We start from the raw sequence: 25,254 nt of genomic DNA on the forward strand, positions 1-25,254 counted from the left end.
GCGGGTTCATGCGTGCTGTGGTGTTCGACGACTTCGGACGCAGGCCAGAGGTACGGACCGTCGACGATCCCACCCCGTCCCGGCGCGGCGCGGTGATCCGCGTCGAGGCCACCGGGCTGTGCCGCAGCGACTGGCACGGCTGGATGGGCCACGAACCGGACATCCGGCTGCCGCACGTACCCGGCCATGAACTCGCGGGCACGATCGAGGAGATCGGCCCCGACGTCGCGAACTGGCGCCCCGGGCGGCGGGTCACCGTGCCCTTCGTCTGCGCCTGCGGACGCTGCGCCGCGTGCGCGGACGGCGCCCAGCAGGTGTGCGAGCGGCAGACGCAGCCGGGCTTCACCCACTGGGGCTCGTTCGCCGAGTACGTCGCGGTCGAGAACGCCGACGTCAACCTCGTCGGCATCCGCAACGAGCTGCCGTTCACCACCGCCGCCTCGCTCGGCTGCCGTTTCGCGACCGCCTTCCGCGCGGTGGTGACCCAGGGCCGGGTCACCCCGGGCGAATGGGTCGCGGTGCACGGATGTGGCGGGGTCGGACTGTCCGCCATCATGATCGCGGCGGCCTGCGGGGCGCGGGTCGTCGCGGTCGACATCTCGGCCCGGGCGCTCGCCCTGGCGTCCCGCTTCGGCGCGGCGGTCTGCGTGGACGCGTCCTCGACCCTGGGCTCGGTAGCCGAGGCCGTCGCGGACGCGACGGGCGGCGGCGCCCATGTCTCGGTGGACGCGCTGGGCTCGCCCCGCACCTGCGCGGCCTCCGTGAGCAGCCTCCGCCGCCACGGCCGCCACGTCCAGATCGGCCTGCTGCCACCCGCCGCCGGAAACCCGATGCTCCCGATGGACCGGGTCATCGCCCTCGAACTCCAGCTGCTGGGCAGCCACGGCATGGCCGCCCACGCGTACGGGCCGATGATGGAGATGGTCGACGCCGGAACGCTGCGCCCGGATCTGCTGGTCACCGACGTCATAGGCCTGGACGCCGTACCCGAGGCCCTGACCGCGCTGCCGTCGGCGGCCAAGGGCGGGGTGACGGTGATAGAGCCCCACCGCGGCCCGTCGTCCGACCGCTGACGGGCGCCGAACTCCGGCGATTCACCGGCCCGTTGGACCTGCGGCGGGTTCGCCGGGCGTCGCCCGGGCACCGGCTCGCGGGGCGGGCGCGGGGCCGCGGCCCCGCGGGAGGGTGATGTCCCGCATCGCGACGACCGCCGCGAGAGCGAGAGCCCCCGCGGCGGCCCCTCCCCAGGCGACCGTGGAGCCGATCGCCGAGGCGCCCGCCGCGGCCATGCCGTGACGGCCCATCAGGGTCTGTGCGCAGGCCAGCCCGAAGGTGCTGCCGATCTGCTTGGCGAGGGCCGAGCCCGCCGTGGCGGTGCCCATGTCGGCGGCGGGTACGGCGTTCTGGGTCGCGATGGTGATGCCGCCCATCGCGGGCCCCGTACCGAGTCCGGCGATCAGCAGCCATCCGCAGATCAGCGCGGTCGGTGTCGTCGCGTCCAGGGCGAAGAACGCCGCGGTCCCGGCGGTGAGCAGCCCGGCGCCGGTCAGGAGCGCCGGTTTGGCGCGGCCGCTGCGCAAAATGGCGGCGGCGGTGAGCCGGTTGCTCAGCGCCATGCCGGCCATCAGGGGAAGGAGCAGCAGACCGGAGGTGGTCGCGGAGTGGCCCCGTACGTGCTGGAAGTAGAGCGGCAGCAGGATGCCGGCCGGCATGGCGGCGGCCTGGAAGAAGAACCCACCGGTCAGCAGCGCGCTGTAGGTGCGGTTCCGGAAGAGACGGAGCGGCAGCACGGGGACGGACGCGCGGCGCTCGACGGGAACGAGCAGGGCGAGCAGGGCCAGACCGCCGAGCAGGCACCCCGCGACGGTGGGGTCCGTCCAGGGCGGGGTGCCCCCGCCCTCCGCCGGGGTGCCCTTCAGACTCAGACCGGTCAGGGCCAGTGAGAGACCGGCCGTGAGGAGGAGGACCCCCGCGATGTCGAGCCGTCCGGACGGCGCCACGGCGGGGCGGCGGTCCGGCAGGACCAGGATGAGAACGGTCGCGGCGGCGAGGCCGATGGGGAGGTTGAGCCAGAACGCCCAGCGCCAGCCGACGTGGTCGGCCAGCAGACCGCCGACGATCGGACCGCCGACCAGGCCGAGCAGCAGCATCGTGCCCATCGCCGTCTGCATGCGGATCAACCCCGCCGTACGGGAGGGCGGGTTGAGGTCACGGATCAGGGCCATGCCGAGGGTGAGCAGGGCTCCGGCACCCAGCCCCTGCCCGGCGCGGCAGACGATCAGCACCTCCATCGAACCGGCCAGGCTGCACGCGAGCGAGCCCGCCAGGAACAGAGCCAGCCCGCTCAGCAGCAGCCTGCGGCGGCCGTACAGGTCGGAGAAGCGGCCGTAGACCGGCACGCTGATCGAGGAGGTCAGCAGGTAGGCGGTGACGAGCCAGACGTACCAGCTGCCGCTGCCACTGCCGCCGATCTGCTCGACGATGCGGGGCAGGGCGGTGCCGACCACGGTGCCGTCGAGCATGGCCAGGAACGCACACGCCAGCAGGGCCAGGGTGATCAGGGTCCGGCGGCGGGACGTGAGCTGCGCGTACGCGTCGGATGCGGTCACCCGTCCTCCCCCGGCCCGGTGAGCGCGCCGTGCAGGAAGAGGTCCACCATTTCGTCCGTGGTCAGCGGGTCGTTCGCGCCCTGCCGCCCCGCGAACATGAGCAGCAACTGGAAGGCTTCCGCGAGCCGTTCGGGGGCGAGCCGCAGGGTCTCCTGGTCCGGCTCGAACAGGGCGGCCAGCGCCGCACGCGGTGCGGCGAGCCCCGCCTCACGGTCCGGCAGCCCGCCGCCCTCGGCCGACTGGCCGGGCGCCCTGCGCTCCATCCGGCCGGTCGCGGCCAGGGCCCCGACGACGGCGCCGATACGGGTCATGTGCCCGCGCATCACCTCGGCCGCCTCGGTGAGCCGGGCCGTGAGCGGCTGGTCCAGCGCGATCGCCTCCAGGTGGGCGACGGCGTCGTCCGGGCGCGTGGCCTCGGCCACGCAGGCGGCGAGCAGGGCGTCCTTGTCGGGGAAGACGCGGAAGATCGTGCCCTCACCGATGCCCGCGGCCCGGGCGATTTTCGCGGTGGTCACGGAGGCGCCGTATTCGACGACCAGGGGAAGCGCCGCAGCGACGATCATCTTGCGGCGCTGATCGGGGTCCATGGCGGGCGCGCGACGCCGGGGCGGCGTAGGAGAAGTCTCTGTCATACCTCCGAAGAGTACGGAGTGAGTGCTCACTCCGTCAATGAGTGAGCACTCACTCTGCTCTTTCATCCATGTCTGCCGTGTGGGCTCAGAACGCGTCCACGCCGGTGAGTTCGCTGGACAGGTCCCACAGGCGCGAGGCGGCGCGGGGGTCGGTGGCCCAGGGCTTCACCCCGCCGATGAGCATGTCGTCGGTGGTGGCCGGTTCGGCGATGTCGCAGTCCTGGCAATACGCACCGCCGTGGGCGTCGAGCAGCGGGGAGGTCGCGGCCCAGACGGCTGTCGCCGCACCTTGCCGCGGCGTCTTGAAGCCGTCGGCGGGCCCGCCGTCCGGCGTCAGCCAGCCCAGCCCGCGCCACTCCTCGCGCGGAATGTGGCGCTGCAGCGGAGTGAGGATGCTGCCGGGGTGCGCGGCGTAGGCGCGCAGGCCGCTCTCGGCGCCGAGGCGGTCGAGGTGCAGGGCGAAGAGGGCGTTGGCGGTCTTGGACTGGGCGTAGGCGAGCCAGCGGTCGTAGCCGGTGCGGAAGTGCGGGTCCTCCCAGCGGATATCGCTCAGGAAGTGGCCGGACGACGCCACGGACACCACGCGGGCGCCGGGGGCGAGGGCGGGGCGGAGGCGGCCCAGGAGCGCGAAGTGTCCGAGGTGGTTGATGGCGAAGTGGGCTTCCCAGCCGGGGCCGACGCGGGTCTCCGGACACGCCATCACACCGGCCCCGTTGATGACGATGTCAAGCATGCGGCCGGTGGCCAGGAAGCGGTCGGAGAAGGCGCGCACGCTCTCCAGGTCGCCCAGGTCGAGCGCGGCGACCTCCGTCCCCGATGTGCCCCGCAGGGCTTCCCCGGCGGCGTCGGGCCGCCGGGCCGGGACGACGACGCGCGCCCCGGCGCGGGCCAGGGCGCGGGTGGTCTCCAGGCCGAGCCCGGAGTATCCGCCGGTGACCAGGGCCGTGGCGCCGGTGAGGTCGACCCCGGCGAGAACGTCGTCGGCGGTGCTGTGCGCGCCGAATCCGGAAGGGAGCCTCCGCTGTTTCGTGATCATGCGGAGGACGCTAAAACCTGGAGTGCGCGCTAGGTCAAGGTACGGTTCCCCGATGGGCGACGAGCATGGCCTGAGCATCGGCAAGGTCTCCGAGGCGACCGGGATGAGCGTGCACGCGCTGCGGTTCTTCGAGCGTGAGGGGCTGTTCCTGCGGGAGATCCCCCGTTCCGGCGGCAACCAGCGGATCTACGAACAGGCGGACGTGGACTGGCTCGCGCTGTGCGAACGGCTCCGCGCTTCCGGTATGCCGATCGCGACGATCCGGAAGTTCGCCGAGCTGGTCCGCCACGGTCCGGGCAACGAGCCCGACCGGCTCGAACTGCTCCGTGAGCACGAGGAGAACGTGCGGACCAAGATCGACGAACTCGGTGCCTGCCTGGAGGTCATCCACACCAAGGTGACCGTCTACGAGCGGCACGTCCGCGACGGAACGGCCGCCGGAGTGTGGTCCCCGACGCCGTCGGACACGTGACTAGGGCGTGCCGAAGGCGGCCGTGTCGTAGCCCCAGCGGCCGCCGGTCTCCCACACACACCGAAACGTCGCCCAGGCCGGTCGTGCCGTCGTCCAGCGGTCGCCGACGACCAGCTCCGCCGCCATCTCGGCGTTCGACAGGCCCCGCGCGAGCAGCAGCAGCGTCTCCCGCTCCCGCCCGGTCAACGCGTTCAGGCGAGGATCGGGCCGCCGTGACCGGGCGGCCGGGCGGGTGTACTGCTCCACCAGGCGCCGGGCCAAGCAGCGCCACCTCGGGCGTGTGCCGCCGTACGGCCTCGACCCGGCTGGCCCGCTGCCGGGCTCCTCCGGCGCCACCCGGTACAGCGCGCTGGTCGCCAGGCCCTTTCGCGGTTTCGGCGGCGAGCGGCGCCGACGCGTCAGATTACGGGGGAGGTTGCCCGGCGGGGAGGGCGAACGATCTACGCTTCATGGGCGCCCCCGCACCCTCGTCGAACGGCAGGAGTCACCACCGTGATCACCGAGATCGCCCAGATCGAGATCCTCCCCGGCCAGGAGGAGGAGTTCGAGCAGGCCGTGGCCGAGGCACGGCCCCTCTTCCTCGCGGCCGACGGCTGCCACGGCATCGACCTGCACCGCAGTGTCGAACACCCCACGCGCTACCGGCTCATCGTCCAGTGGGAAACGCTGGAGCACCACACCGTCACCTTCCGCGGCTCCGAGGACTTCACCCGGTGGCGGGCCCTCGCCGGGCCCCACTTCGCCGCTCCGCCGCAGGTCGAGCACGTGTACTCCGTGCTCGCCCCGTAACGCCGACGAGCGGCCGGGCCCGTGCCGGGATGGATCGCACCGGGCCCTACGGCACGCTTACGGTGTCCCGCGCCACCCTCACCCGGTCCCCCGCCGCCGGATGGGCCGCGATCGGCGGGACGTTGGCGGGCGTCAGCTCGGGGGCGTGACCCGGCTCGCCGCCGCGTGGCACCGTCCGCACCACCTGGCTGGGCGGCAGCTCCCCGCCCCGGTCCCGCAGCCGCTGCCACATCACGTCGAGGGCCTGCTGGTAGTAGTACCCCAGTGGGACGTACCGGTTGTCCAGCCCCGGTGTCTGCGCGTCGCTGTGGTGGGCGTGGGCGACCTCGACGTAACTGACCGTCGAATTCCCGTGCTGAGCACGCGCGTTGAGTCCCAGGTACGGCCGCGAGCTGTGGTTCACGGGGACCCGCGTGTCGTCCCGGCCATGCACGACGAGCGCCGGTTTGCCGTGCAGATCGCCGCTGCGGCGCGTGGCGTCGAGCCCGGAGGCCAGCCGCGCCGCCCACGTCCGCTCGGCGCGCTCCGCGCCCGCGCGCGGGAAGGCGAGCCGGTACACACAGCGCTCGCCACGCAGGTTGTAGTCGTGGCGGCCGTCCGCCCCAGGGGACGCGCTGTCCGCGACGGGCCCGCCGGGCGCGTTCTCGTCGATCAGCACCCCGGGGGCGGGCGCCCGTCCGGGGCTGGTGCCGAAGGCGGCGGCCAGCTCGGAGCGGCGGTAGGGCACCGGGGTGCCGGAGTCGTCGGTCCGCGCCCACCCGTATCCGCACAGCGCGTCGTCCACGGAGGCCCGCGCGTAGCTCATGGCGTACGAGGCCGGGGTCTGCGGATCGTAGTGCGAGAGCTGCAGGTACCCGGACTGCGGCTGGAATCCGGCGCGTACGAGGGCCCGCGCGGCGAGCCGCGGCAGTCCGCCCTCCCCCGCGCGCTCCGCGTCGCGGCGCGTGATGAGCCGGGGGTCGTCGCCGACCAGCGCCGCGCACCGGCGGCGCGCGGCGGGGACGTCCAGGGTGGCGTAACCCGGCGCGGTGGGTTCGGTGAGCGCGGCGCACGGCTGGAGCAGCGAGGCCAGGGAGTTGTACCGGATCAGCGGCAGCCCCGCGGCGGGGACGGCGCGCCCGCCCTGCCGGACCCGGATGCCGTTCAGCGGAGCGAGGTTCATCTGCGGTTCGGAGGCGACGACGGCGTCGATGAGCCCCGTACGGTCGTCCTCGCCCGCGGCGACGGCCGCGCCGCCACCGTTGGAGACGCCGGTGGCCAGGACCGTGGTGGTGGCGGCGGTGTAACCGCCGTGGGGCGCGCCACTTCGCCGGTCGCGGTTCAGGAGGGCGAGGGCGAGCCGCACCGAGCGCAGTACGTCGCGCCCCCAGGTGGCCTGCGGATCGGTCCGGGAGTGCGCCATCTTGTACGCCACGCGATACGGACGCTCGGCGTCGAAGCGGGCCCGCTCGGCGTCGGTGAGCCCGGGGTCGAAGGCGCTGCGGCCGCCAACCGCCGTGCGCGGGCCGGTGGTTCCGTCGTACCCCATGACCGTGCCGGAGTGCAGATCGTCGAAGGCCGGGCCCATGCCCTTGTCGGTGTAGGCGACGGCGCACCGGCGGTGCAGTCCCCACGCCCCGGCCGTGCCGACCATGCTGTAGACGCCGCCGAGTCCGGTCGCGGGCGCGGCCACCACGCAGGGCCGGGCGCGGTCGAAGGTGTCCGGCACCTGGACGACGAAGCTCACACTGGCCGCGCCGCGCCCCGCCACCGCCCGGTACTCGGTGCCCGCGATCCGGCCGTCGCCGGGCAGCGGGCGGCCCCGGTCGACGTTCGCCCCGTACAGCCGCCCGAGCCCGCCGCCGGATCCGGCCGCCATCCCGGCGGACGCCCAGATCGCCTGGCGGCGCAGTTCGGCGGCGGTGGGCCGGTCTGGGTCGGCGGGGGCGGGCCGCGGGCCGCGCAAGCCCTCGAAGCCGAGCCCGGCGGTGAGCAGATCGTCGCCCGAGCCGTCGTAGCGGACGGAGGTGAGGTGGTGGAACCCGGGCGGCGGCAGGGCCCTCTCGGCGGAGGCGGCGGGGGTGAGGGACGCCGCGGTCAGGGCGACGGCCAGCAGGCTCACGGACGTACGGCGCCGGCAGTGGCGCTGGCGCTGGCTGTCGCTGTGGCCGTGGCGTACGGATGGCATCGCGGGGACTCCTCCTCGGGGCGTGGTGGCGGCACGGACGGGGCGCGCGGGTCACAGCGGCACCGCGCCCGTCGCCATGGCGACCGCGGTCATCACCAGCGTCGTGCCGAACGCCCAGCGGAAGATGAACCGCTGGTGCTCGCCGAGCTGCACCCCGCTCATACCGAGCAGGATGAACGTCGCGGCGGTGAGCGGGGAGAGCGGGAATCCGGTGGTCATCTGGCCGAGGACGGCGGCGCGGGCGACCTCGGCGGGGTCGGTGCCGAAGGAGTCGGCGGTTCCGGCGAGAACGGGCAGAATGCCGAAGTAGTAGGCGTCGGGGGTGAAGACGAGGCTGAGCGGCATGCTGGTGATGGCGACCAGCGCGGGCAGATGCCCGCCGAGACTGTCGGGGATGACCTCGACGATCGCTTGGGCCATCTTCCCGATCATGCCGGTTCCGGTGAGGATGCCGGTGAACACACCGGCGGCGAAGATCATGGTGGTGACGAGGACGACGCTGTTGCCGTGCTTCTCCAGCAGGGCCTGCTGGTCGTCCCAGCGCGGGTAATTGACCAGCAGCGCGACGGCGAAGGCGAGCACGAACAGCACCGGCAGCGGCATGACCTCCAGCACCAGTGCGATCAGCAGGGCCACGGTGAGCAGCAGGTTGAAGACGGTGAGCGCGGTGCCCGCGCGCCGGGCCACCCGGGGCGTACCGGGACCGTCGCCGACGGCCGCCGCCGGGGCCGCCTCCGGCTCGGGCGTGGCAAGGCCACCGAGGCGGGTGCGCTCCCGGCGCCCGATGGCGTACGAGGCGAACAGCACCCAGGCGATGCCCGCGGCGAACGCGGGCAGCAGCGGCGTGATGATGTCGGAGGTTTCCAGCTTGAGGGCGGCGGCGGCCCGCGCGGTCGGACCGCCCCACGGGATGAGGTTCATGACGCCCGCGCCGAGGGCGACGACCCCGGCCAGCACCAGGCGGCTCATGCCGAGCCGCCGGTAGACCGGCAGCAGGGCGGAGATGGAGATGAGAAAGGTCGAGGCGCCGTCACCGTCGAGCCCGACGCACATGGTGAGGACCGCGGTGCCGACCGTGACGCGGAGCGGGTCGTTCTTCGCGACGCGCAGGATGGCGCGGATCAGCGGCTCGAAGAGCCCCGCGTCGATCATCAGGCTGAAGTAGAGCACCGCGAAGGCGATCATGATGCCGGTGGGGGCGACCTGGGACAGCCCGTCGAGCGCCATCGGGCCGAGGTCGTCCCCGTAGCCGCCGATGACCGCGGTGACCACCGGCGTCAGCACGAGGGCGACCAGCACCGAGACCCGTTTGAACATGGTGAGCAGCAGGAAGCCGCCGATCGTGCAGAATCCCAGGGCTGCCAGCATGGGCCGCTCGCTTCCTCGTCCGGTCAGGTGTTGCCGATGAGTGTCGGAGCGGCGAAAGATCCGCGTCCAGCATCGAACACAGATCTATCCATGCGTTCTGCGCAACAGTTCCCCCGGGCGGCGCTCCCGCATACGCTCGCCGACCATGGACGTCACCCTGCGCCAGCTCACGGCGTACTCCGCGGTCGCCCGCGCGGTCAGCTTCACCGCGGCCGCCGCCGAACTGCACGTTTCCCAGTCCTCCTTGAGCCGTGCGGTCGCCGACCTGGAACGCACGCTCGGCATGCGGCTGCTGGAACGCGACACGCGCAACGTCGAACTCACCCCGGCCGGGGCGGAGGCGCTGCGGATCGCCGACCAGATCCTCTCCGCACACCGGGCGGGCCTCGCCCAGCTGGGCCGCTACGTGGCGGGCGAGCGCGGCGCCGTGTCGCTGGCCACCCTGCCCTCGGTGGCGGCCGTCCTCCTGCCCCCGGTCATCTCCGCCTTCCGTGCCCGGCGCCCCGAGATGACCGTGCGGCTCCTGGACGGTCTGGAGCGCTCGGTGCTCCAGCGGGTCGTGGACGGCGACGCCGACTTCGCCGTGAGCACGGTCCCCCGCCACCAGGCGAACGGCGGCATACGGCTGCGGCCCCTGGTGCGCGACCGCTTCCACGCGGTGCTCCCCGAACACCATCCGCTCGCCGAGGGGGACGAGGTCACCTGGGAGCAGCTCGGCCGGGAGCCGTTCCTCGCGGTCGGTACGGACTCCAGCGTCCGCCGCATGACGGACGCCGCGTTCGCCCAGGCGGGCCGGGACACCGCCCCGGCGGCCGAGGCGTCGAGCGTGGCCACGGTGGGTGGCCTGGTGGCGGCGGGCCTCGGCGTCTCCGCCCTCCCCGCCCTGGTCCACCCCCTGATCCCGCCCGGCCCGCTGGTCCGCCGCCCGCTGGTCGCCCCGGTGCTGGAGCGCCGTCTGTACGTGGTCCTCCCGGCGCACCGGGCGCTGCCGCCGGGCGCGGGGCGCTTCCTGGAGGAACTGGAGGCGTTCCGGACGGCGGGCCACCAGCTCCCGGAGGGCGTGGTGTGGGAGGAGGCGGCCGCGGGCTGACGCCCGGCGGACTCTCTTGCGGTATCCGCATGAATTGATGCTCGTTCAATGCTGGACCCGCATATCCCCCACCCCGCAGCCTGAACCGCATGGACGACCACAGCAGCACACGGCAGGGACAGCTCGCGGGGCTCAAGGTGGTGGAGTTCGCCCACGTCGTGGCGGGCCCGCTGGCCGGGGGCATGCTCGCCGACCAGGGCGCCGACGTCGTCCACGTCGAGCCGCCGGGCGACGGGGACGCCGCCCGGGCCATGGGGCCCCGCCGGGACGGCGTCCCGCTCTGGTTCAAGGTCGCGGGCCGCAACAAGCGCTCCGTGACGCTCGATCTGCACCATGAGACGGGCCGGGAAGTCGCCCGGGAACTGGTCGCCTGGGCCGACGTGGTGATCGTGACGCTGCGCGCCGGGCGGCTGCGCGCCTGGGGGCTGGACTGGGAGGCCGTCCACGCGCTCAACCCCCGGGCCATCCTGCTCCAGATCTCCGGCTTCGGCGCCACCTCCTCCCGCGCGGACGCCCCCGGTTTCGGCAAGATGGGCGAGGCCCGCAGCGGAGTCGTCCACCTCACCGGCTTCCCCGACGGCCCGCCCGTGCACACCGGCTTCTCGCACGGCGACGCCGTCACCGGGCTGATGGGCGCGTTCGCGGTGCTCGCCGCGCTGCACCGCCGTAACACCGACCCGGACTTCGACGGCGAGTGGATCGACCTGGCCCTCTTCGAGCCCCTCTACCGCCTGGTGGAGTGGCAGATCATCGCGTACGACCAGCTCGGCACGGCCCCCGAGCGGGCGGGCAACCAGCTCGCGGTGGCGCCCGCCGCCGTCATCAACACCTACCGCAGCGCCGACGACGACTGGCTCACCGTCACCTCCGCCACCACCCGCTCGGTGCGCAACGTGGTCCGGCTGCTCGGGCTGCCCGACGCCGAATTCGCCACCGTCGAGCAGCAGCACGCGGGCCGCGACCGGCTGGATACGGCGCTGCGCGAGTGGGTCGCCGGGCGCCCCTCGGCCGAGTGCCTGGCGGAGTTCGAACGCGCCGAGGTGGTGGCCTCCCGCGTCTTCACCGCCGCCGACATCGCGGCCGACCCCGTCTACGCGGAGCGCGAGGACATCATCACCGTCGACGATCCGGACCTCGGCCCGGTCCGGATGCAGGCCGTCATCCCGCACTTCCGCCAGGCCCCCGGCGCGGTGTGGCGCACCGGCCCGGCGCTCGGCGAGGACAACTCCGTCGTCTACGGCGAGTGGCTCGGCATCGACGACAAGCGGCTGGCGAACCTGGAGGACGACGGTGTCATCTGAGTCTTCTCCACGATCCGCACCGGTCCGGATCCCCCTGCGCTCCCTGCTCTTCGTCCCGGGCGGCAGAACCGACTGGCTGCCCAAGGCCGAGGCGGCGGGCGCCGACGCCGCGATCCTCGACCTGGAGGACGCGGTCCCCGACGACGGCAAGGCGGCGGCGCTCGACGCCGTGACCGATGCCATCGACCGGGCAACCTCGCGCATGCGGCTGTTCGTCCGTATCAACTCGCTCGACCGCGCGGCGGGCTGGCAGGCCGCCGACGAACTGCGCGCCGTGGCCCGTCCGGGCCTGTACGGGGTCGTTCTGCCCAAGGTCGCCCACGCCGACGACGTACGCGCCGCCGACCGGATGATGGCGTGGTGCGAGCGCCACCACGGACTGCCCGAGGGCCACTTCGCGCTCGTACCCCTGCTGGAGACAGCTCGCGGACTGCGCGAGGCGTACGCCATCGGCCGCGCCGCCGACCGCGTCGCCCACCTGGGCGCCCTCACCGGCCCCGGCGGGGACGTGGAACGCGCGGTGGGCTACCGCTGGAGCGCGGGCGGCGAGGAGACCCGCGACCTGCGCGCCCGGGTCCTGCTCGACGCCCGCGCCGCGGACCGCCCCCACCCGGTGGCCGGGCTGTGGACCGACATCGCGGACCTCGACGGACTGCGCCACTTCGCCGAACAGAACCGCGCGCTGGGCTACGAGGGGATGGCGGTGATCCACCCCTCCCATGTGCCGGTCGTCAACGAGGTGTTCTCCCCCGGCCCCGACGAGCTGGCCCGGTGCGCGCGGCTGATCGCGGCGGTGGAGGAGGCCCAGGCGCGGGGAGCCGGGGCGGTGCGGTTCGAGGGGCGGATGGTGGACGAGGCGATGGCGGCCACGGCCCGCCACACACTCGCCCTGCACGGCGGCTGATTCTCGTGCCCCGGGGGCTTGCCTTGGCGTGCGCTCCAACTCCTAATGTCCCCGGTCATGGAAACCATGGCGCACAACAGAACCCTGGGCCGCAGTGGCATCGAGGTGAGCGCCCTCGGCTTCGGCTGCTGGGCCATCGGCGGTGAGTGGCAGTCCGCCGACGGGCAGCCGCTGGGCTGGGGCACGGTCGACGACGCCGAGTCCGTGCGCGCGATCCGGCGCGCACTCGACCTCGGCGTCACCTTCTTCGACACCGCCGACGTGTACGGCACCGGCCACAGCGAACGCCTGCTCGGCCGTGCCCTCGGCAGGCACCGCGCCGACGTCGTCGTCGCCACGAAGTGGGGCAATGTATTCGACGAGGGGACCCGGACCCGCCACGGGCAGGACGACTCCCCGGAGCACGCACGCCGAGCCCTGACCGCCTCCCTGCGGCGCCTGGACACCGACCATGTCGACCTGTACCAGCTCCACATCTCCGACGCCGCCCCGGAGCGCGCCGCCCGGCTCCGCGAGACCTGTGAGGAGTTCGTGCGCGAGGGGCTGATTCGCGCGTACGCCTGGAGCACCGACGATCCCGCCCGGGCCGCCGTCTTCGCCGAGGGCCCGCACTGTACGGCCGTCCAGCACCGTCTGAACATCCTCCAGGACGCGCCCGAGCTCCTCGCCCTCTGCGCGGAGTCGGACCTCGCCAGCGTCAACCGCAGCCCGCTCGCCATGGGACTGCTCACCGGCAAGCACACCGCCGGGCGCACCCTGGAGAGCGGCGACATCCGCAACGCGCCGCCCGCCTGGCTGCCGGGGTTCACCGCGAACGCCGGGGCCGATCCGGACTGGCTCCGGCGGGTCGATGCCCTGCGGGACATCCTCACCAGCGACGGCCGCACCCTCGCGCAGGGCGCCCTCGCCTGGATGTGGGCCCGCGCCCCGCGGACGATCCCCATCCCCGGCTTCCGCACGGTCGTCCAGGCCGAGGAGAACGCGGGCGCGATCGCGAAGGGGCCGCTCAGCGCCGGGCAGATGGCCGACGTCGACCGGATCCTGGGGCGGTAGCGGCGCCGGGGCGGTGTCATGACGGGCCCGACTCGCGCCCCCAGACCTCCGCTACCGCGGCGCGGTGCCCCCGGCCGGTCGGGCGGGGGCACCCCAGCGCCCTCAGTCCAGCATCGTCAGGTCGAGACGGGCCACCCGGTCCGGGTCGGCGAGGATGTCGATCGCGGCGATCTTTCCGTCCGTGACCGTGAAGCCCAGCACCGAGGCGGGCCTGCCCGCCCGGGTGCCGACCACGCCGACGGCCCCGTTGACCAGGACCGGCCGGGGGACGGAGTCCTCGCCGCCGGAGCGGGCGAAGGTGAGCGCCTGGTTCGCCACGCTCTCCGCGCCGCGCAGCTCGCGGTACCCGAGCGGGGTGGCGGCGCCCTGGTCGGTGCGCAACACGACGTCCGGGGCGAGGAGGGCGATGAGCCCGTCGAAGTCACCCTCACGCGCGGCGGCGAGGAACGCGTCGACCACCGCGCGCTGCCGGGCCAGGTCCGGGTCGGGGAGGGGCGCCGCGCCCCGGACCCGGCGGCGGGCGCGGCTGGCGAGCTGACGGGCCGCCGCCGGGGTGCGGTCGATGATGGGCGCGATCTCGTCGAACGGCACGCCGAACAGATCGTGCAGGACGAACGCCAGCCGCTCGGCCGGGCCCAGCGCGTCGAGGACGACCAGCAGGGCGAGGCCGACCGAGTCGGCGAGCAGCGCCTGGTCCTCCGGGTCGACCCCGCCCGTACCGCTGAGGACCGGGTCCGGCACCCGCGCGCCGAGGGGTTCCTCCCGCCGCGCCGTGCGCGAGCGCAGCATGTCGAGGCATACGCGGCCGACGACCGTCGTCAGCCATCCACCCAGGTTCGTCACCTCGCTGGTGTCGGAACGGCTGAGCCGCAGCCAGGCCTCCTGCACGGCGTCGTCGGCCTCGCTGAGCGAGCCGAGCATGCGGTAGGCCACCGCCCGCAGATGGCCGCGGTGTGCCTCGAAGTTCTCCGCCAGGAACGCGTTTCCGCCCATCGGGCCTCTCTCCTCGTCGTCTGTCCTCAGAACACTGACGTACGGGCCGAGGGAGGTGTGACACGACCGGCCGGTACGCCGTTCAGCCCCGCAGCCCTTGACGCGCCGCGGCCCCCTCACTACATAACTTGGGAGCGCTCCCAAACCGTTCGCACCCCAGACATCGTTGTCATGACCCGGGCAACCCCACCCGGGCCGACCGCTCCCCACCAGGAGTCGCCCATGCGTACGACCGCCCCCACCGCAACCCCCCGCCGCCTCGTGGCCGTCGTGTTCGCCGCCGTCGCCGCCCTGCTGCCGTCCCTGCCCGCCCTCACGCCACCCGCCCGCGCCGCGGCGGCGGGATTACCCGTCGCGGGCGGGTTACACGTGGCGGGCGGGTTACACGTGGCGGGCGGCAAACTGGTCGAGGGCAACGGCACCCCCTTCGTGATGCGCGGCGTGAACCACGCCCACACCTGGTACGCCACCCGGACCACCCAGGCGCTCGCCGACATCAAGGCGCTGGGCGCCAACACCGTCCGGGTGGTGCTGGCCACCGGGGACCGCTGGGCCAAGAACGACACCGCCGACGTGGCGAACGTCGTCGCGCAGTGCAAGCGCAACCGCCTCATCTGCGTGCTCGAAGCCCATGACACCACCGGCTACGGCGAGCAGGGCGGCGCCGTCTCCCTCGCCCGTGCAGCCGACTACTGGGTCAGCGTGCGCGCCGCCCTCACGGGCCAGGAGAGCTACGTCGTCGTCAACCTCGGCAACGAGCCGTACGGCAACACCAACGCCACCGCGTGGACCGCCGACACCACCGCCGCCATCCGGAAGCTCCGCACCGCCGGAATCCACCACGCCCTGATGGCCGACGCGCCCAACTGGGGCCAGGACTGGAGCTTCACCATGCGCGACAACGCGGCCGCGGTGCTGGCCGCCGACCCGGACCGCAACACCGTCTTCTCCGTCCACATGTACGGAGTCTTCGACACCGCGGCCGAGATCAAGGACTACCTCACCCGTTTCGTCAACGCTAAACTCCCGCTCGTCGTAGGCGAGTTCGGCCACAACCACTCCGACGGCAACCCCGATGAGGACGCCATCATGGCGAACGCGCAGACGCTCGGCGTCGGCTATCTGGGCTGGTCCTGGAGCGGCAACAGCGGCGGAGTCGAATACCTCGACATGGCCACCGGATTCAACGCCGCGGCGCTCACCAGCTGGGGGCAGCGGATCTTCAAGGGTGCGAACGGCATCGGTCAGACGTCCAGAGAAGCCACGGTCTACCGCTCCTAGCCCACAACTCCCAGACAAGAAGGGCCTCCACCAACCATGGCCAAGTCCCCCCTTCCACGCACCGCCGCCGCCCTGCTGGCCGGAGCGCTGCTGCTCATCACGGCGCCCACCACCCAAGCGGCGGTGGCCGCCCCCTCGGCCGTCCACGTCAACCAGCTCGGCTATCTGCCGGACGGCCCCAAGCGCGCCACCGTCGTCAGCGCGAGCACCACCGCCCTGCCCTGGCAACTGCGCGACGCCTCCGGCAGAACGGCCGCCTCCGGCACCACCACCGCGCACGGCACCGACGCCGCCTCCGGCGACTCCACCCAACTGGCGGACTTCTCCTCGTACCAGGGGACGGGCACCGGCTACACCCTCACCGTCGACGGACGGACCAGCCATCCGTTCGACATCCGCGCGGGCCTGTACGACGGGCTGCGCGCGGACGCCATGTCGTTCTTCTACCAGCAGCGCAGCGGCACCCCCATCGAGGCGCGGCTCGCCGGTGCGGCGTACGCGCGCCCGGCCGGACACCTCGGTGTCGCGCCCAACACCGGCGACACCAGCGTGCCGTGCCAGCCCGGTGTGTGCGACTACGCGCGCGATGTCCGCGGCGGCTGGTACGACGCCGGTGACCAGGGGAAATACGTCGTCAACGGGGGCATCGCGACCTGGCAGCTGGTGAACTCCTTCGAGCGCGCCAAGCGGTCCGGCCACGCCGCCGCGCTCGGCGACTCCACCCTGCGTGTGCCCGAACGGGGCAACAAGGTGCCCGACGTCCTCGACGAGGCGCGCTGGGAGCTGGAGTTCCTGATGCGGATGCAGATCCCGGACGGGAAACCGCTCGCGGGCATGGCCTTCCACAAGATTCATGACGCGGCCTGGACCGGTCTGCCGACCCGTCCCGAACAGGACTCCCAGCCGCGCGAACTCCACCCGCCGTCCACCGCCGCCACCCTCAACCTGGCGGCCGCGGCGGCACAGTGCGCACGGGTCTACGCCCCCTATGACGCGGCCTTCGCCGCCCGCTGCCTGGCCTCCGCCCGCCGCGCCTGGGCCGCCGCCACCGCCCACCCCGCCCTGCTCGCCCCCGACTCCGACGGCACGGGCGGCGGCGCGTACGGGGACACCCGGGTCGGCGACGAGTTCTACTGGGCGGCCACCGAGCTGTTCGCCACCACCAAGGAGAGCCGCTACCGGGACGCGGTGACCTCCTCGCCCTTCCACACCGCGGACGATGTCTTCACGGCGGGCGGTTTCGCCTGGCCCGACACCGCCGCCCTCGGCCGGATCACCCTGGCCACCGTCCCGAACGCCCTGCCCGCCACCGACCTCACCCGGGTCCGCGCCTCGGTGGTGTCCGCCGCCGACCGCTACCTGGCCACCATGGGCCGCCAGGGCTACGCGGTCCCGCTGCCCACCGACGGCTACGTCTGGGGCTCCAACGGCCAGGTGGCCAACAACGCGAGCGTCATCGCCGTCGCCCACGAACTCACGAAGCAGCCCCGCTACCGCACCGGGGCCCTGGAAGCCCTGGACTACCTCCTCGGCCGCAACGCCCTGGGCCAGTCCTACGTCACCGGCTACGGCGACCGCGCCGCGCTCAACCAGCACCACCGCTTCTGGGCCCACCAGTACGACGCGTCCCTCCCGAACCCGCCCTCCGGCTCCTTCGCGGGCGGCCCGAACGCGGCACTGCAGGACCCGGTGGCGCAGGAGAAGCTGGCGGGGTGCGCGCCCGCGAGGTGCTACATCGATGACATCGGCTCGTACTCCACCAACGAGGTGGCCATCAACTGGAACGCACAGCTGGCATGGCTGGTGGCATTCGCCGCCGAACGCTGAGGCGGCCGGGCGAGGGGCACATTCCCCTCGCCCCTGGCCGCCCGGCCGGGGGCGGTCCCTCGCTCTCCACCTGCGTGCGCCACTTCCGCGGCCCCCGCGAGCTGCGGCTCAGCTGGGCAGCTGGGCCTCGATCGCCCCGACGACCTCGGCGGCCTCCGGCTCGGTCCGCGGCCGGAAGCGCCCGACCACCTCACCCTGCGGCGAGACCAGGAACTTCTCGAAGTTCCACTGCACGTCCCCGGCCTCCCCCGCCGCGTCCGCGGTCCGGGTCAGCTCGGCGTAGAGCGGATGCCGCTGCTCACCGTTCACATCGGTCTTCTCCAGCAGCGGGAAGGACACCCCGTACGTGGCCGAGCAGAACGTCCCGATCTCCTCCGCCGTCCCCGGCTCCTGCCCCGCGAACTGGTTGCACGGAACCCCCAGCACGGTGAACCCCCGACCGGCATACCGCTGCTGCAACCGCTCCAGCCCCTCATACTGCGGCGTCAGCCCACACTTAGACGCCACGTTGACCACCAGTACCGCGGCACCCTGATGCACACCGAGCGTGGTCGGCTCGCCGGACAGAGTGCGCAGAGGAATGTCGTACAGACTCATAGCGGATCCCATCGTCATCGTTCGCCGATGCGCCCAATCTATGCGATCACGGAGCCCCGGACCCGGATCACAACTTGACCACGGATCACACACAAACTCTTCACTCTTCAATTACCGTGGTTATGGTCAGCTCCTCGAGTTTCACTCAAGGGGGGACTATGTACGGGAATAACATCCCAACGCCGCCGACTCCAAGCACAACGCCCAACCGCCCCAGGTGGGCCCGTAAGCGGGTCGCCATACCGGCCGCGGCCGCGCTGCTGTTCGTCGGTATCGGCATGGGCGCGGCGGACGGTGAGGACGCCAAGGCGGCAGGCCGGGCCACACCCGCGCCTACGGTGACGGTGACCGTCACCGCGAAGCCCGCCCAGGTCAAGCACAAGGCCGAGCCGAGGCCCACCGTCACGGTCACGAAGACCGTCACGGCCAAGCCCAGGGCCACGCGGAAGCCGAAGGTGACGAGGAGCGCCGAGGCGCCCGCCGACGCGTCGTCATCCGGATCCGGCACCGGGTCCGGCACCGGATCCGGCACCGGATCCGGCTCGGGGGCCGGGGATTCGGCCTCCGGGGGCACCGGAAGTTCGGGCGGGGCGGGGAGTGGCGCTACGGCGTTGTGTGAGGACGGGACGCTTTCGTACGCCGCGCATCATCAGGGCGCCTGCTCGCATCACGGCGGGGTTGCCGTCTTCTACCGGTGACACGGCAGCGGGGCGCGCCGTGGGGCGCGCCCCGCTGGGGGGGGTGCGAGGGGTTACTCCGGCGGGGTCGGGGTGTCGTGGTTGCGGTACATCGCCTGGATGTCGAGTTCCAGCTTGACCGTCGGGCCGACGACCGCGATGCCGCGGGCGAGCATGTTTCGCCAGTTCAGCGTGTAGTCCTCGCGGTGGAGTTCGGCGCTGGCGTGGGCGGCGCAGCGGAGTTCCTGTTCGTAGCCGCCGTTCACCGCGCCGAGGTAAGTGGTGTCGAGGGTGACGGAGCGGCTGACGCCGTGCATCGTCAGGGGGCCCTGGAGGCTCCACTTCGCGCCGCTGCGCCAGGTGAAGCGGGAGCTGGCGAAGTGGATGTCCGGGAAGTTCTCGACGTCGAGGAAGTCGGCCGAGCGCAGGTGGTTGTCGCGGGTGGCGTTGCCGGTGGAGATGCTGGAGGCGTCGATGAGGACCTCGACGCGGGAGTCCTCCATGCGCTCGGCGACGTGGATGCCGCCCCGGAAGCGGGTGAAGCGGCCGTGCACATTGGCCATGCCGACGTGGCGGGCGATGAAGCGGATGGCGGTGTGCGGGGGGTCGAACAGCCACGTGCCGGGCGGGGGAAGTTCGAGCTGCTGCGAGGGCTGCATCGGGATGCGGTGGGGTTCGCCGCATTCGCCCGGCCTGACCTCGGTGGTGAGGCGATGGGGGGTCAGGCCGCTGCCGGTGAACAGTACGGAGTACTCGCCCGGCTCCAGGGTGGCGACGAAGAGCCCGTGGGGGTCGGTGGTGGCCTTGACCGCCTGCTTGCCCGCGCCGCGGGTCGCGGTGATGGTGACCTCGACGCCGCCCAGCGGCTCGCCGACGGGGTCCAGGACCTCGCAGCTGAACGCACCGGCGCCGACGGGCATGGGGAGGCGGAGACCCGGTCCACGGTTCGGGCGCTTGGGGCGCATGCGCCGGAGCAGTGCGAGGGGCGTTGCAGTCATCTCTCTAAGGTTTCTCTCGGTAACGGGGTCTCCCCATGATGGAGGGCGCTGGGGGACGTCACCCATCAGGGGTGGTTGTATCAGCCAACAGCCTCGTTCACGCCACCACTCATACGGCGGCGCGTGACAGCACCAAGTCGAAGTCGGCGTGCTGGAACGAGATGGAAGGGGTTGCTGACACCGTAACGGGTGGCGGGCTCGGGAGCGTCGGTCAGGGTGACGTCGTTCACCAGTCGTGCACCGATCGTGCACCAGACTCCGTCGCTCCCCTCCGCACCCGTACCGTCAGTCGGCCGCCTCGGGGGCCGGGCGCGCGTGGCCGAGGATCTGCCTCAGCGCGCCGGTCAGCAGCTCGGTGGCGTCCGGCGTGGCCGTGGCGTGGCGGAAGCCGATGTAGTTGTCGGGGCGGGCCAGCAGGGCGCCGCCGTCGCCGGTTTCGCGCAAGCTCGCCCAGTCGCCGTAGGGGTCCTCGTACTCCTGGCCGGGCCCGATGACGACGGTGGCGACCTCGATGCCCAGCTCGCGGCGCGCGGTCTCGGCCGCCTGCCGCCAGCAGTCGCCGCCGATGCCGGTGAAGAGGGTGAACCGGCCCTGGCCGCCGAGGTCGAGGGTCGAGAGGCGGTCTGGGCCGCGGGTGACCCAGGCGTGCGGCAGCTTGGCGCCGGGCCGGGTGGAGGGCTGGTGGTACAGCTCCGGGTCGCGGGCGAAGCCGGGGTCGGGGGTGCCGTCGGGGACGACGGCGTCCGAGGTGTACCGCTGGTTCATCTCCACGCCGTGCGCGTTGAACTCGTACACCTTGGCGGCGATGGCTTCCCGCAGCCGCTGCCGCTGCTTCTCGGCCTCGGCGGTGGCGTCCTTGCGGGCGGCGACGTTGCGCCACATCTGGTCGGGGTCGGAGGTGGACAGCACGTTCAGCGCCTCGAAGACGGGCGCGGTCTCGCCGATGCTCTTGTTGGCGCGCTCCACGGTCTGCCGCCCGACCGGGGCCCGCTCGGCGGAGTAGCTGTCCAGGAGGGCGGGCGCGGCGGTGCCGTCGAGGACGTGGCGGAGTTTCCAGGCGAGGTTGTACGCGTCCTGGATGGAGGTGTTGGAGCCGAGGCCGTTGGACGGCGGGTGGCGGTGGACGGCGTCGCCCGCGCACAGCACCCGCCGGTCGGCGTAGGTCTCGGCGTACAGGTGGTTGACGGTCCAGGCCGAGGTGGAGGTGATACGGACCGGGATCCGGTCGTCGCCGAGCAACTGCCGCACCACGGACAGCGCGAACTCCTCGGTGAGGTCCGGCGGACCGGCCTCCAGGTCGTACCCCCACACCACCATCCACTCGGTCCAGGGGCGTACGCAGCGCACGAGCCCGGCGCCGATGCCGCCGACGGTGGCGCCGGGGGCGAGCACCCAGTAGAGGGTGGAGGGGCGGTGGGCGGTGAGGGCGGCCAGGTCCGCCTCGAAGACGATGTTGAGGCTGCCCGCGACGCCCATCCGCCCGACGGTGGGCAGCCCGGCGTTCTCGGCGACGCGGCTGCGACCGCCGTCCGCACCGACCAGGTAGCGGGCCCGGATGCGGTAGTCGTCTCCGCGCAACCGGTCCCGTACGGTCACGGTGACGCCCTCGGCGTCCTGCTCGTGCGCGAGGTATTCGGTGGCGAAGCGCAGTGCCGTGCCCCGGGCGACGGCGGCGTCCACCAGGATCGGTTCCATGAGGTGCTGCGGCATGTCGCACATGGCGCTGGGTCCGGCCAGTTCGTGTTCGGCCTGCACGCGCGGGTCGTTGCCCCAGGAACGCAGCCGCCCCAGCTCCTCGCCCGCGAGGCTGGTGCAGAAGACGGTGTTCCCCATCAGGTGCTGCGGGGTGGCCCGCTCCCGTACCCGCTCCTCGACACCGAGGTCGCGCAGCACCTCCATGGTGCGCTGGTTGGTGATGTGCGCGCGGGGCGTGTCCGCGAGGCGTCCGTACCGGGTGACCACCATGTTGGGCACGCCGTAGGTGCTCAGAGCGAGCGCCGTCGCGGCTCCGGCCGGGCCGCTGCCGACGATCAGCACGTCGGTCTCGACGGTGTCCACTGCGTAGGGCTCCTCTCCTGGCGGCCGGACACGTTACGAGGGCGCGGTTCGCCGCTCTCCGGCCAGCGTTGATGATCTTGATCCAGGAGAGGGCGGCGGAGGTGTCTCAATACGAGACACCTCCGCCGTATACGGTGAGGTCGCTGTGACGAGCGACAACGACACCCCGGCCGCCCCGGCTCTCGCCCCGCTGCGGCGGGCCCGTGAGCGGTTCCTGAGCGGGCGGCCGCCGGGCGAGGACGTCCCCGACGACCTCGCCGAGGCGTGGCGGCGCGCCCGGTTCCTCGGCGTACGGCGGGAGGTGACGCCGCCGTACGCCCCCGTGCCCGCGCACTCCCCGCTGCTGGCCGCCGCCCGCCCGGTGCTCGACCGCATCCTGCCCACGCTGGACGGCGGCGACACGGCGCTGGTGCTCGCCGATGCCCGCTGCCGGGTGCTGTGGTCGGGCGGCGGCCCATCGGACAGCGGCCCGGTGCCGGAGGCGGGCCACGACGTGTCCGAGCGGGCGGTGGGACACCACAGCGCGGTGCTCGCGCTGCGCCTCGGCCGCCGGGCGGAGACGCACGGCCCGGAACACGTCCTGGACCTGTGGCAGGAGCTGGCGGCGGTCAGCGTCCCGGTGTACGAGCCGGGGGCGGGCCGCCCGGCCGGGACCGTCACGGCGCTGGCCCGGGTCCGCGAGGACCGCGCGCCCCACCCGGGCACGGCGCTCGCCGAGGCCACCGCGCTCGCGGTCGAGAGGGAGCTGCTGGGCCGGGCCCGGCCCCCGGAGCGGCTGCTGCTGGACGCGTATCTGCGCGAGGCGCCGGAGGGGCGCGCGGTGGTGGCGCTCGACGGCAGCAGCCGCATCGTCAGCTCCGGGGCCGCGCGGCTGCTGTCGGACGAGACGCTGACCCGGCTGGAGCGCCGGGCCACGGCGCTGCTGCGGGACGCGGGGGCGGCGGACGGGCGGCGGACGCGGGAGTTCCCGGTGCCGGACGGTGCCGGGCTCGTCGTCCGTATGACCCCGGTCGTGCACGAGGACGAGGTCATCGGCGCGGTCGCGGTGGCCCGCCCGGGCCCGGCGGCCGATCCGGCGCGTACGGCGCGTACGGAGGAGCGGGGCGGTGGCCGGGAGCGGCTGCCGGGGCTGGCCGGTACGTCGGGGCCGTGGCGGGTGGCCGTCGCGCGGGCGACCGGGCTGGCCCGGGCGGCGGAGCCGCTGCTGCTGACCGGGGAGGCGGGCGTCGGCAAGTCCTCGCTGGCCCGCGCCCTGTTCGCGTGGCGCGGCGCCACCGCGCCCCTGGTGGTGGACGCCGCCGAGGGCGCGCCTGGTGACGTACCGCGCTGGTGTCACGCCGTGGCGGAGGGGGTGGGCGCGCCCCCGCTGCTCCTGCTCCACGCCGAGCGGCTGGACCAGCCCGATGTCGCCGCGCTGCTGTCGCTGCTGGCCCGGCGGCCCGGGGTGCCGCTGACGGCGACGCACACGCCGGGCACCCGGGTCGGCCCGTGTCTGCGGCGGCTGCTGGACCTCCTGAGCGCCCGTTCCGTCACCCTGCCGCCGCTGCGCGAGCGGGTCGAGGACATCCCCGTACTGCTGCCGGACCTCGCCGGGCGCCCCTCCCCCGGCCACCCGCCACTGTCCTGGAGCCTGGACGCGCGGCGGGCCCTGGAACAGCACGGCTGGCCGGGCAACGTGGCCGAACTGTCCCAGGTGGTGCGGGAGGTGTCCGAGCACCGCCGCGCCACCGGCCCGGTGCGGCGCGGGGAACTGCCACCGGGTCTGCGGGTGCCGCCCGCAGCGCGGCGGCTCAGCGGGATGGAACGGGCCGAGCGCACCGCGATCCTGGAGGCGCTGCGCCGCCACGGCGGCAACAAGGCCCGCGCGGCCGAGTCGCTGGGCATCGGCCGGGCCACCCTGTACCGCAAACTGCGCGCCCTGGGCGCGGACCAGCCCTCCTGACGGCGCTTCACGCCCCGGGCTCACCGACCTTGATGTGCGGGGCGTCCATGATGACCTCGCCACCCCGGAAGGGCAGACGGCCCCAGTGGCGCGCGTCGTCGTACGAGACTGCCGCCCCCACCGCGCCCAGCGCCACGTCGACGCTGTGCGCGGGGGCCGTACCGGTGAAGAACTCCCGGGTGTCGAGGATGACGACATGGTGGCGGTTGTCGCGCAGGGCGCTCGCGAGCCGGTCGTGGCGTTCCCGTCCGGTGCCGCTGGTGAGGTGGAGGACGCCGTGCGGCTGGGGTCCGACGAAGTAGTCCACATGACCGCTCTCTTCGAGGGCCACCGCGCGGGTGGCCACGCCCGTGGCGTCGATGAGCTTGAGCATCCAGAAGTCACCGGCGCTGCGCAGGTCCGGCAGGGTCAGCACCGAGAGGGCGGACGGGGCCGCGTCGGGCCATGTCAGCGGCGCCCGCTCGTAGACCTGGGCGAACGACGTCAGCAGGGTGCCCACGTGGTGGCCGAACCCGTCCGGATCGCGGGCGCCGCACAGGTCGAGCACTCCGGCCGCGAGGGTGAGGTATCCGCCCGCCGGGATGGTTTCCCGGACCGGTGGCAGTGGCACGGTGAGGGTCCGGTGGGCCGCTTCCGCCAGGGGTGAGGTGCCGTGGGTGGTGAGCGCGACGGTATGACGGCCCGCCTCCCGGGCCGCCCGGAGCGCGAGCAGGTCGCGGCGGTGCCACCGGACTGGGACACGCCGACCACCGTGTCGCACCGGGGCGGGATCTCGCCGGTCCAGGTGATGTCCCCGGCGGAGCGGGCCGCGCAGGCCGGTGAAGAATTCCGGGCCGGGCGGTGGTGTGGGCGCCGCGACGGTGTCGTCGGCGATCAGCAGGTGTCGCCCACCGTGTCGATCTTCCCGCCCAAGCGGCCGCTGTCGTCGCTGGCGCAGTCGCCTGGGCCTGCGTGGAGGGGCCCAGCACAGTCACGACGACCGCCCTGTGTTCGACGTAGGCTCTGAGGTTGTCCTGCGCGCGTCGTTCAAGGGGGGGACCATGGGGGCTGGCGGCACCGGGGGAGCGGGGCGGGCGGATGTCGTCGTGCTGACCGCGCTGGAGATCGAGTACCGGGCCGTACGGGCGCATCTGGACGATCCGCGCCCCGTCCGGGCGGAGCGCGGCTCCCTGTTCGAGACGGGCGTCTTCCGCTCCGGGTCGGAGCCCGGCGGGCGTCAGGTGGCGATCCACATGACGGGTCCGGGAAATCCCGGCGCGGCGGCCCTGGTCGAGCGGGCGGCGGCGCTCTTCGCGCCGCGGGCCGTGCTGTTCGTCGGGGTGGCGGGCGGCGTCAAGGATGTCGCGCTGGGCGATGTGGTGGCCGCCGACACGGTGTACGACTACGAGACCGGCAAGGACACCGAGTCGGGGTTTGTGCCCCGGCAGAAGACCCATCAGCCCGCCTACGGACTGGTGCAG

General features: G+C 73.5%; 22 protein-coding genes and 1 pseudogene. 12 read left to right on the forward strand and 11 right to left on the reverse strand.

Annotated features, from left to right (window positions below):
• The first annotated feature begins 8 nt into the window (after nt 1-8).
• Entirely contained in the window at nt 9-1,073 is a 1,065-nt protein-coding gene (locus ACZ6CL_RS38465; protein ID WP_468945095.1) for a zinc-dependent alcohol dehydrogenase family protein, read from the forward strand.
• Nucleotides 1,074-1,094: 21 nt separating this feature from the next.
• Here the strand turns inward: ACZ6CL_RS38465 and ACZ6CL_RS38470 are convergent, their stop codons facing one another.
• From ACZ6CL_RS38470 to ACZ6CL_RS38480, 3 genes are all read right to left on the reverse strand, one after another.
• Nucleotides 1,095-2,609, reverse strand: a complete 1,515-nt coding sequence (locus tag ACZ6CL_RS38470; protein WP_468945098.1) for an MFS transporter — start codon at nt 2,607-2,609, stop codon at nt 1,095-1,097.
• Nucleotides 2,606-3,241 carry a TetR/AcrR family transcriptional regulator gene (locus ACZ6CL_RS38475; protein ID WP_468945101.1) on the reverse strand — a complete coding sequence of 212 codons (636 nt, stop codon included), beginning with the start codon at nt 3,239-3,241 and terminating at the stop codon, nt 2,606-2,608. Before ACZ6CL_RS38475 ends, ACZ6CL_RS38470 begins: the two co-directional genes overlap by 4 nt.
• Before the next feature lie 85 nt (nt 3,242-3,326).
• The gene (locus ACZ6CL_RS38480) at nt 3,327-4,277 is read right to left on the reverse strand and encodes an SDR family NAD(P)-dependent oxidoreductase (protein WP_468945103.1); all 951 of its coding nucleotides are present in this window, start codon (nt 4,275-4,277) and stop codon (nt 3,327-3,329) included.
• A 52-nt stretch (nt 4,278-4,329) separates the two neighbouring features.
• Here ACZ6CL_RS38480 and ACZ6CL_RS38485 point away from each other — a divergent pair, with 52 nt between their 5' ends.
• Entirely contained in the window at nt 4,330-4,749 is a 420-nt protein-coding gene (locus ACZ6CL_RS38485; RefSeq protein WP_468945106.1) for a MerR family transcriptional regulator, read from the forward strand.
• Between the two features lie 99 nt (nt 4,750-4,848).
• On the opposite strand, the pseudogene ACZ6CL_RS38490 reads toward ACZ6CL_RS38485, so the two are convergent.
• A pseudogene (locus ACZ6CL_RS38490) lies at nt 4,849-5,010 on the reverse strand (DNA-binding response regulator); the annotation flags it as partial.
• A gap of 231 nt (nt 5,011-5,241) precedes the next feature.
• Between ACZ6CL_RS38490 and ACZ6CL_RS38495 the strand changes: the two are divergent.
• Nucleotides 5,242-5,538 (forward strand): antibiotic biosynthesis monooxygenase family protein, encoded by a 297-nt coding sequence (locus tag ACZ6CL_RS38495; protein WP_468945109.1) that lies wholly within the window; start codon nt 5,242-5,244, stop codon nt 5,536-5,538.
• A gap of 46 nt (nt 5,539-5,584) precedes the next feature.
• On the opposite strand, the gene ACZ6CL_RS38500 is transcribed toward ACZ6CL_RS38495, so the two are convergent.
• Both ACZ6CL_RS38500 and ACZ6CL_RS38505 read right to left on the reverse strand, forming a co-directional pair.
• Nucleotides 5,585-7,705 carry a 3-hydroxybutyrate oligomer hydrolase family protein gene (locus tag ACZ6CL_RS38500; RefSeq protein ID WP_468945112.1) on the reverse strand — a complete coding sequence of 707 codons (2,121 nt, stop codon included), beginning with the start codon at nt 7,703-7,705 and terminating at the stop codon, nt 5,585-5,587.
• A gap of 51 nt (nt 7,706-7,756) precedes the next feature.
• Nucleotides 7,757-9,073, reverse strand: coding sequence for a CitMHS family transporter (locus ACZ6CL_RS38505; RefSeq protein WP_468945114.1), 1,317 nt, complete (start codon nt 9,071-9,073; stop codon nt 7,757-7,759).
• A gap of 145 nt (nt 9,074-9,218) precedes the next feature.
• Between ACZ6CL_RS38505 and ACZ6CL_RS38510 the strand changes: the two genes are divergently transcribed.
• The 4 genes from ACZ6CL_RS38510 (at nt 9,219) to ACZ6CL_RS38525 (ending at nt 13,421) form a co-directional block, all read left to right on the forward strand.
• The gene (locus ACZ6CL_RS38510; RefSeq protein WP_468945117.1) at nt 9,219-10,163 is read left to right on the forward strand and encodes a LysR family transcriptional regulator; all 945 of its coding nucleotides are present in this window, start codon (nt 9,219-9,221) and stop codon (nt 10,161-10,163) included.
• Between the two features lie 89 nt (nt 10,164-10,252).
• Entirely contained in the window at nt 10,253-11,464 is a 1,212-nt protein-coding gene (locus tag ACZ6CL_RS38515; RefSeq protein WP_468945120.1) for a CaiB/BaiF CoA transferase family protein, read from the forward strand.
• Nucleotides 11,454-12,368, forward strand: coding sequence for an HpcH/HpaI aldolase/citrate lyase family protein (locus tag ACZ6CL_RS38520; protein WP_468945122.1), 915 nt, complete (start codon nt 11,454-11,456; stop codon nt 12,366-12,368). Before ACZ6CL_RS38515 ends, ACZ6CL_RS38520 begins: the two co-directional genes overlap by 11 nt.
• Before the next feature lie 57 nt (nt 12,369-12,425).
• Nucleotides 12,426-13,421 (forward strand): aldo/keto reductase, encoded by a 996-nt coding sequence (locus ACZ6CL_RS38525; RefSeq protein WP_468945124.1) that lies wholly within the window; start codon nt 12,426-12,428, stop codon nt 13,419-13,421.
• A 102-nt stretch (nt 13,422-13,523) separates the two neighbouring features.
• Here the strand turns inward: ACZ6CL_RS38525 and sigJ are convergent, their stop codons facing one another.
• On the reverse strand, nt 13,524-14,414 hold the full coding sequence (gene sigJ / locus ACZ6CL_RS38530) for an RNA polymerase sigma factor SigJ (protein WP_468945127.1): 891 nt from the start codon (nt 14,412-14,414) through the stop codon (nt 13,524-13,526).
• 222 nt (nt 14,415-14,636) lie between these two features.
• Here sigJ and ACZ6CL_RS38535 point away from each other — a divergent pair, with 222 nt between their 5' ends.
• Both ACZ6CL_RS38535 and ACZ6CL_RS38540 read left to right on the forward strand, forming a co-directional pair.
• Entirely contained in the window at nt 14,637-15,695 is a 1,059-nt protein-coding gene (locus ACZ6CL_RS38535; RefSeq protein WP_468945129.1) for a cellulase family glycosylhydrolase, read from the forward strand.
• A 36-nt stretch (nt 15,696-15,731) separates the two neighbouring features.
• A complete protein-coding gene (locus ACZ6CL_RS38540) occupies nt 15,732-17,522 on the forward strand; it encodes a glycoside hydrolase family 9 protein (protein ID WP_468945131.1) in 1,791 nt (596 codons plus the stop codon).
• 108 nt (nt 17,523-17,630) lie between these two features.
• Here the strand turns inward: ACZ6CL_RS38540 and ACZ6CL_RS38545 are convergent, their stop codons facing one another.
• Nucleotides 17,631-18,119 carry a glutathione peroxidase gene (locus ACZ6CL_RS38545; RefSeq protein ID WP_468945133.1) on the reverse strand — a complete coding sequence of 163 codons (489 nt, stop codon included), beginning with the start codon at nt 18,117-18,119 and terminating at the stop codon, nt 17,631-17,633.
• A 278-nt stretch (nt 18,120-18,397) separates the two neighbouring features.
• On the opposite strand from ACZ6CL_RS38545, the gene ACZ6CL_RS38550 reads away from it, so the two are divergent.
• Nucleotides 18,398-18,817 (forward strand): DUF3761 domain-containing protein, encoded by a 420-nt coding sequence (locus tag ACZ6CL_RS38550; protein ID WP_468945135.1) that lies wholly within the window; start codon nt 18,398-18,400, stop codon nt 18,815-18,817.
• Between the two features lie 53 nt (nt 18,818-18,870).
• Here ACZ6CL_RS38550 and ACZ6CL_RS38555 read toward each other — a convergent pair whose 3' ends face one another.
• Together ACZ6CL_RS38555 and ACZ6CL_RS38560 are read right to left on the reverse strand one after the other, a co-directional pair.
• Complete coding sequence (locus tag ACZ6CL_RS38555) at nt 18,871-19,794, reverse strand: YceI family protein (protein WP_468945138.1); 924 nt, start codon at nt 19,792-19,794, stop codon at nt 18,871-18,873.
• Nucleotides 19,795-20,079: 285 nt separating this feature from the next.
• On the reverse strand, nt 20,080-21,852 hold the full coding sequence (locus ACZ6CL_RS38560; protein WP_468945141.1) for an FAD-dependent oxidoreductase: 1,773 nt from the start codon (nt 21,850-21,852) through the stop codon (nt 20,080-20,082).
• A 145-nt stretch (nt 21,853-21,997) separates the two neighbouring features.
• Between ACZ6CL_RS38560 and ACZ6CL_RS38565 the strand changes: the two genes are divergently transcribed.
• Nucleotides 21,998-23,794 carry a sigma-54-dependent Fis family transcriptional regulator gene (locus tag ACZ6CL_RS38565; protein ID WP_468945144.1) on the forward strand — a complete coding sequence of 599 codons (1,797 nt, stop codon included), beginning with the start codon at nt 21,998-22,000 and terminating at the stop codon, nt 23,792-23,794.
• A gap of 7 nt (nt 23,795-23,801) precedes the next feature.
• Here ACZ6CL_RS38565 and ACZ6CL_RS38570 read toward each other — a convergent pair whose 3' ends face one another.
• On the reverse strand, nt 23,802-24,554 hold the full coding sequence (locus ACZ6CL_RS38570) for a hypothetical protein (RefSeq protein WP_468945147.1): 753 nt from the start codon (nt 24,552-24,554) through the stop codon (nt 23,802-23,804).
• A 280-nt stretch (nt 24,555-24,834) separates the two neighbouring features.
• Here ACZ6CL_RS38570 and ACZ6CL_RS38575 point away from each other — a divergent pair.
• Nucleotides 24,835-25,254: phosphorylase family protein (locus ACZ6CL_RS38575; RefSeq protein WP_468945149.1), on the forward strand; the 420-nt coding region annotated here is incomplete at its 3' end.

The organism is Streptomyces sp. NPDC041200 (assembly GCF_055591805.1).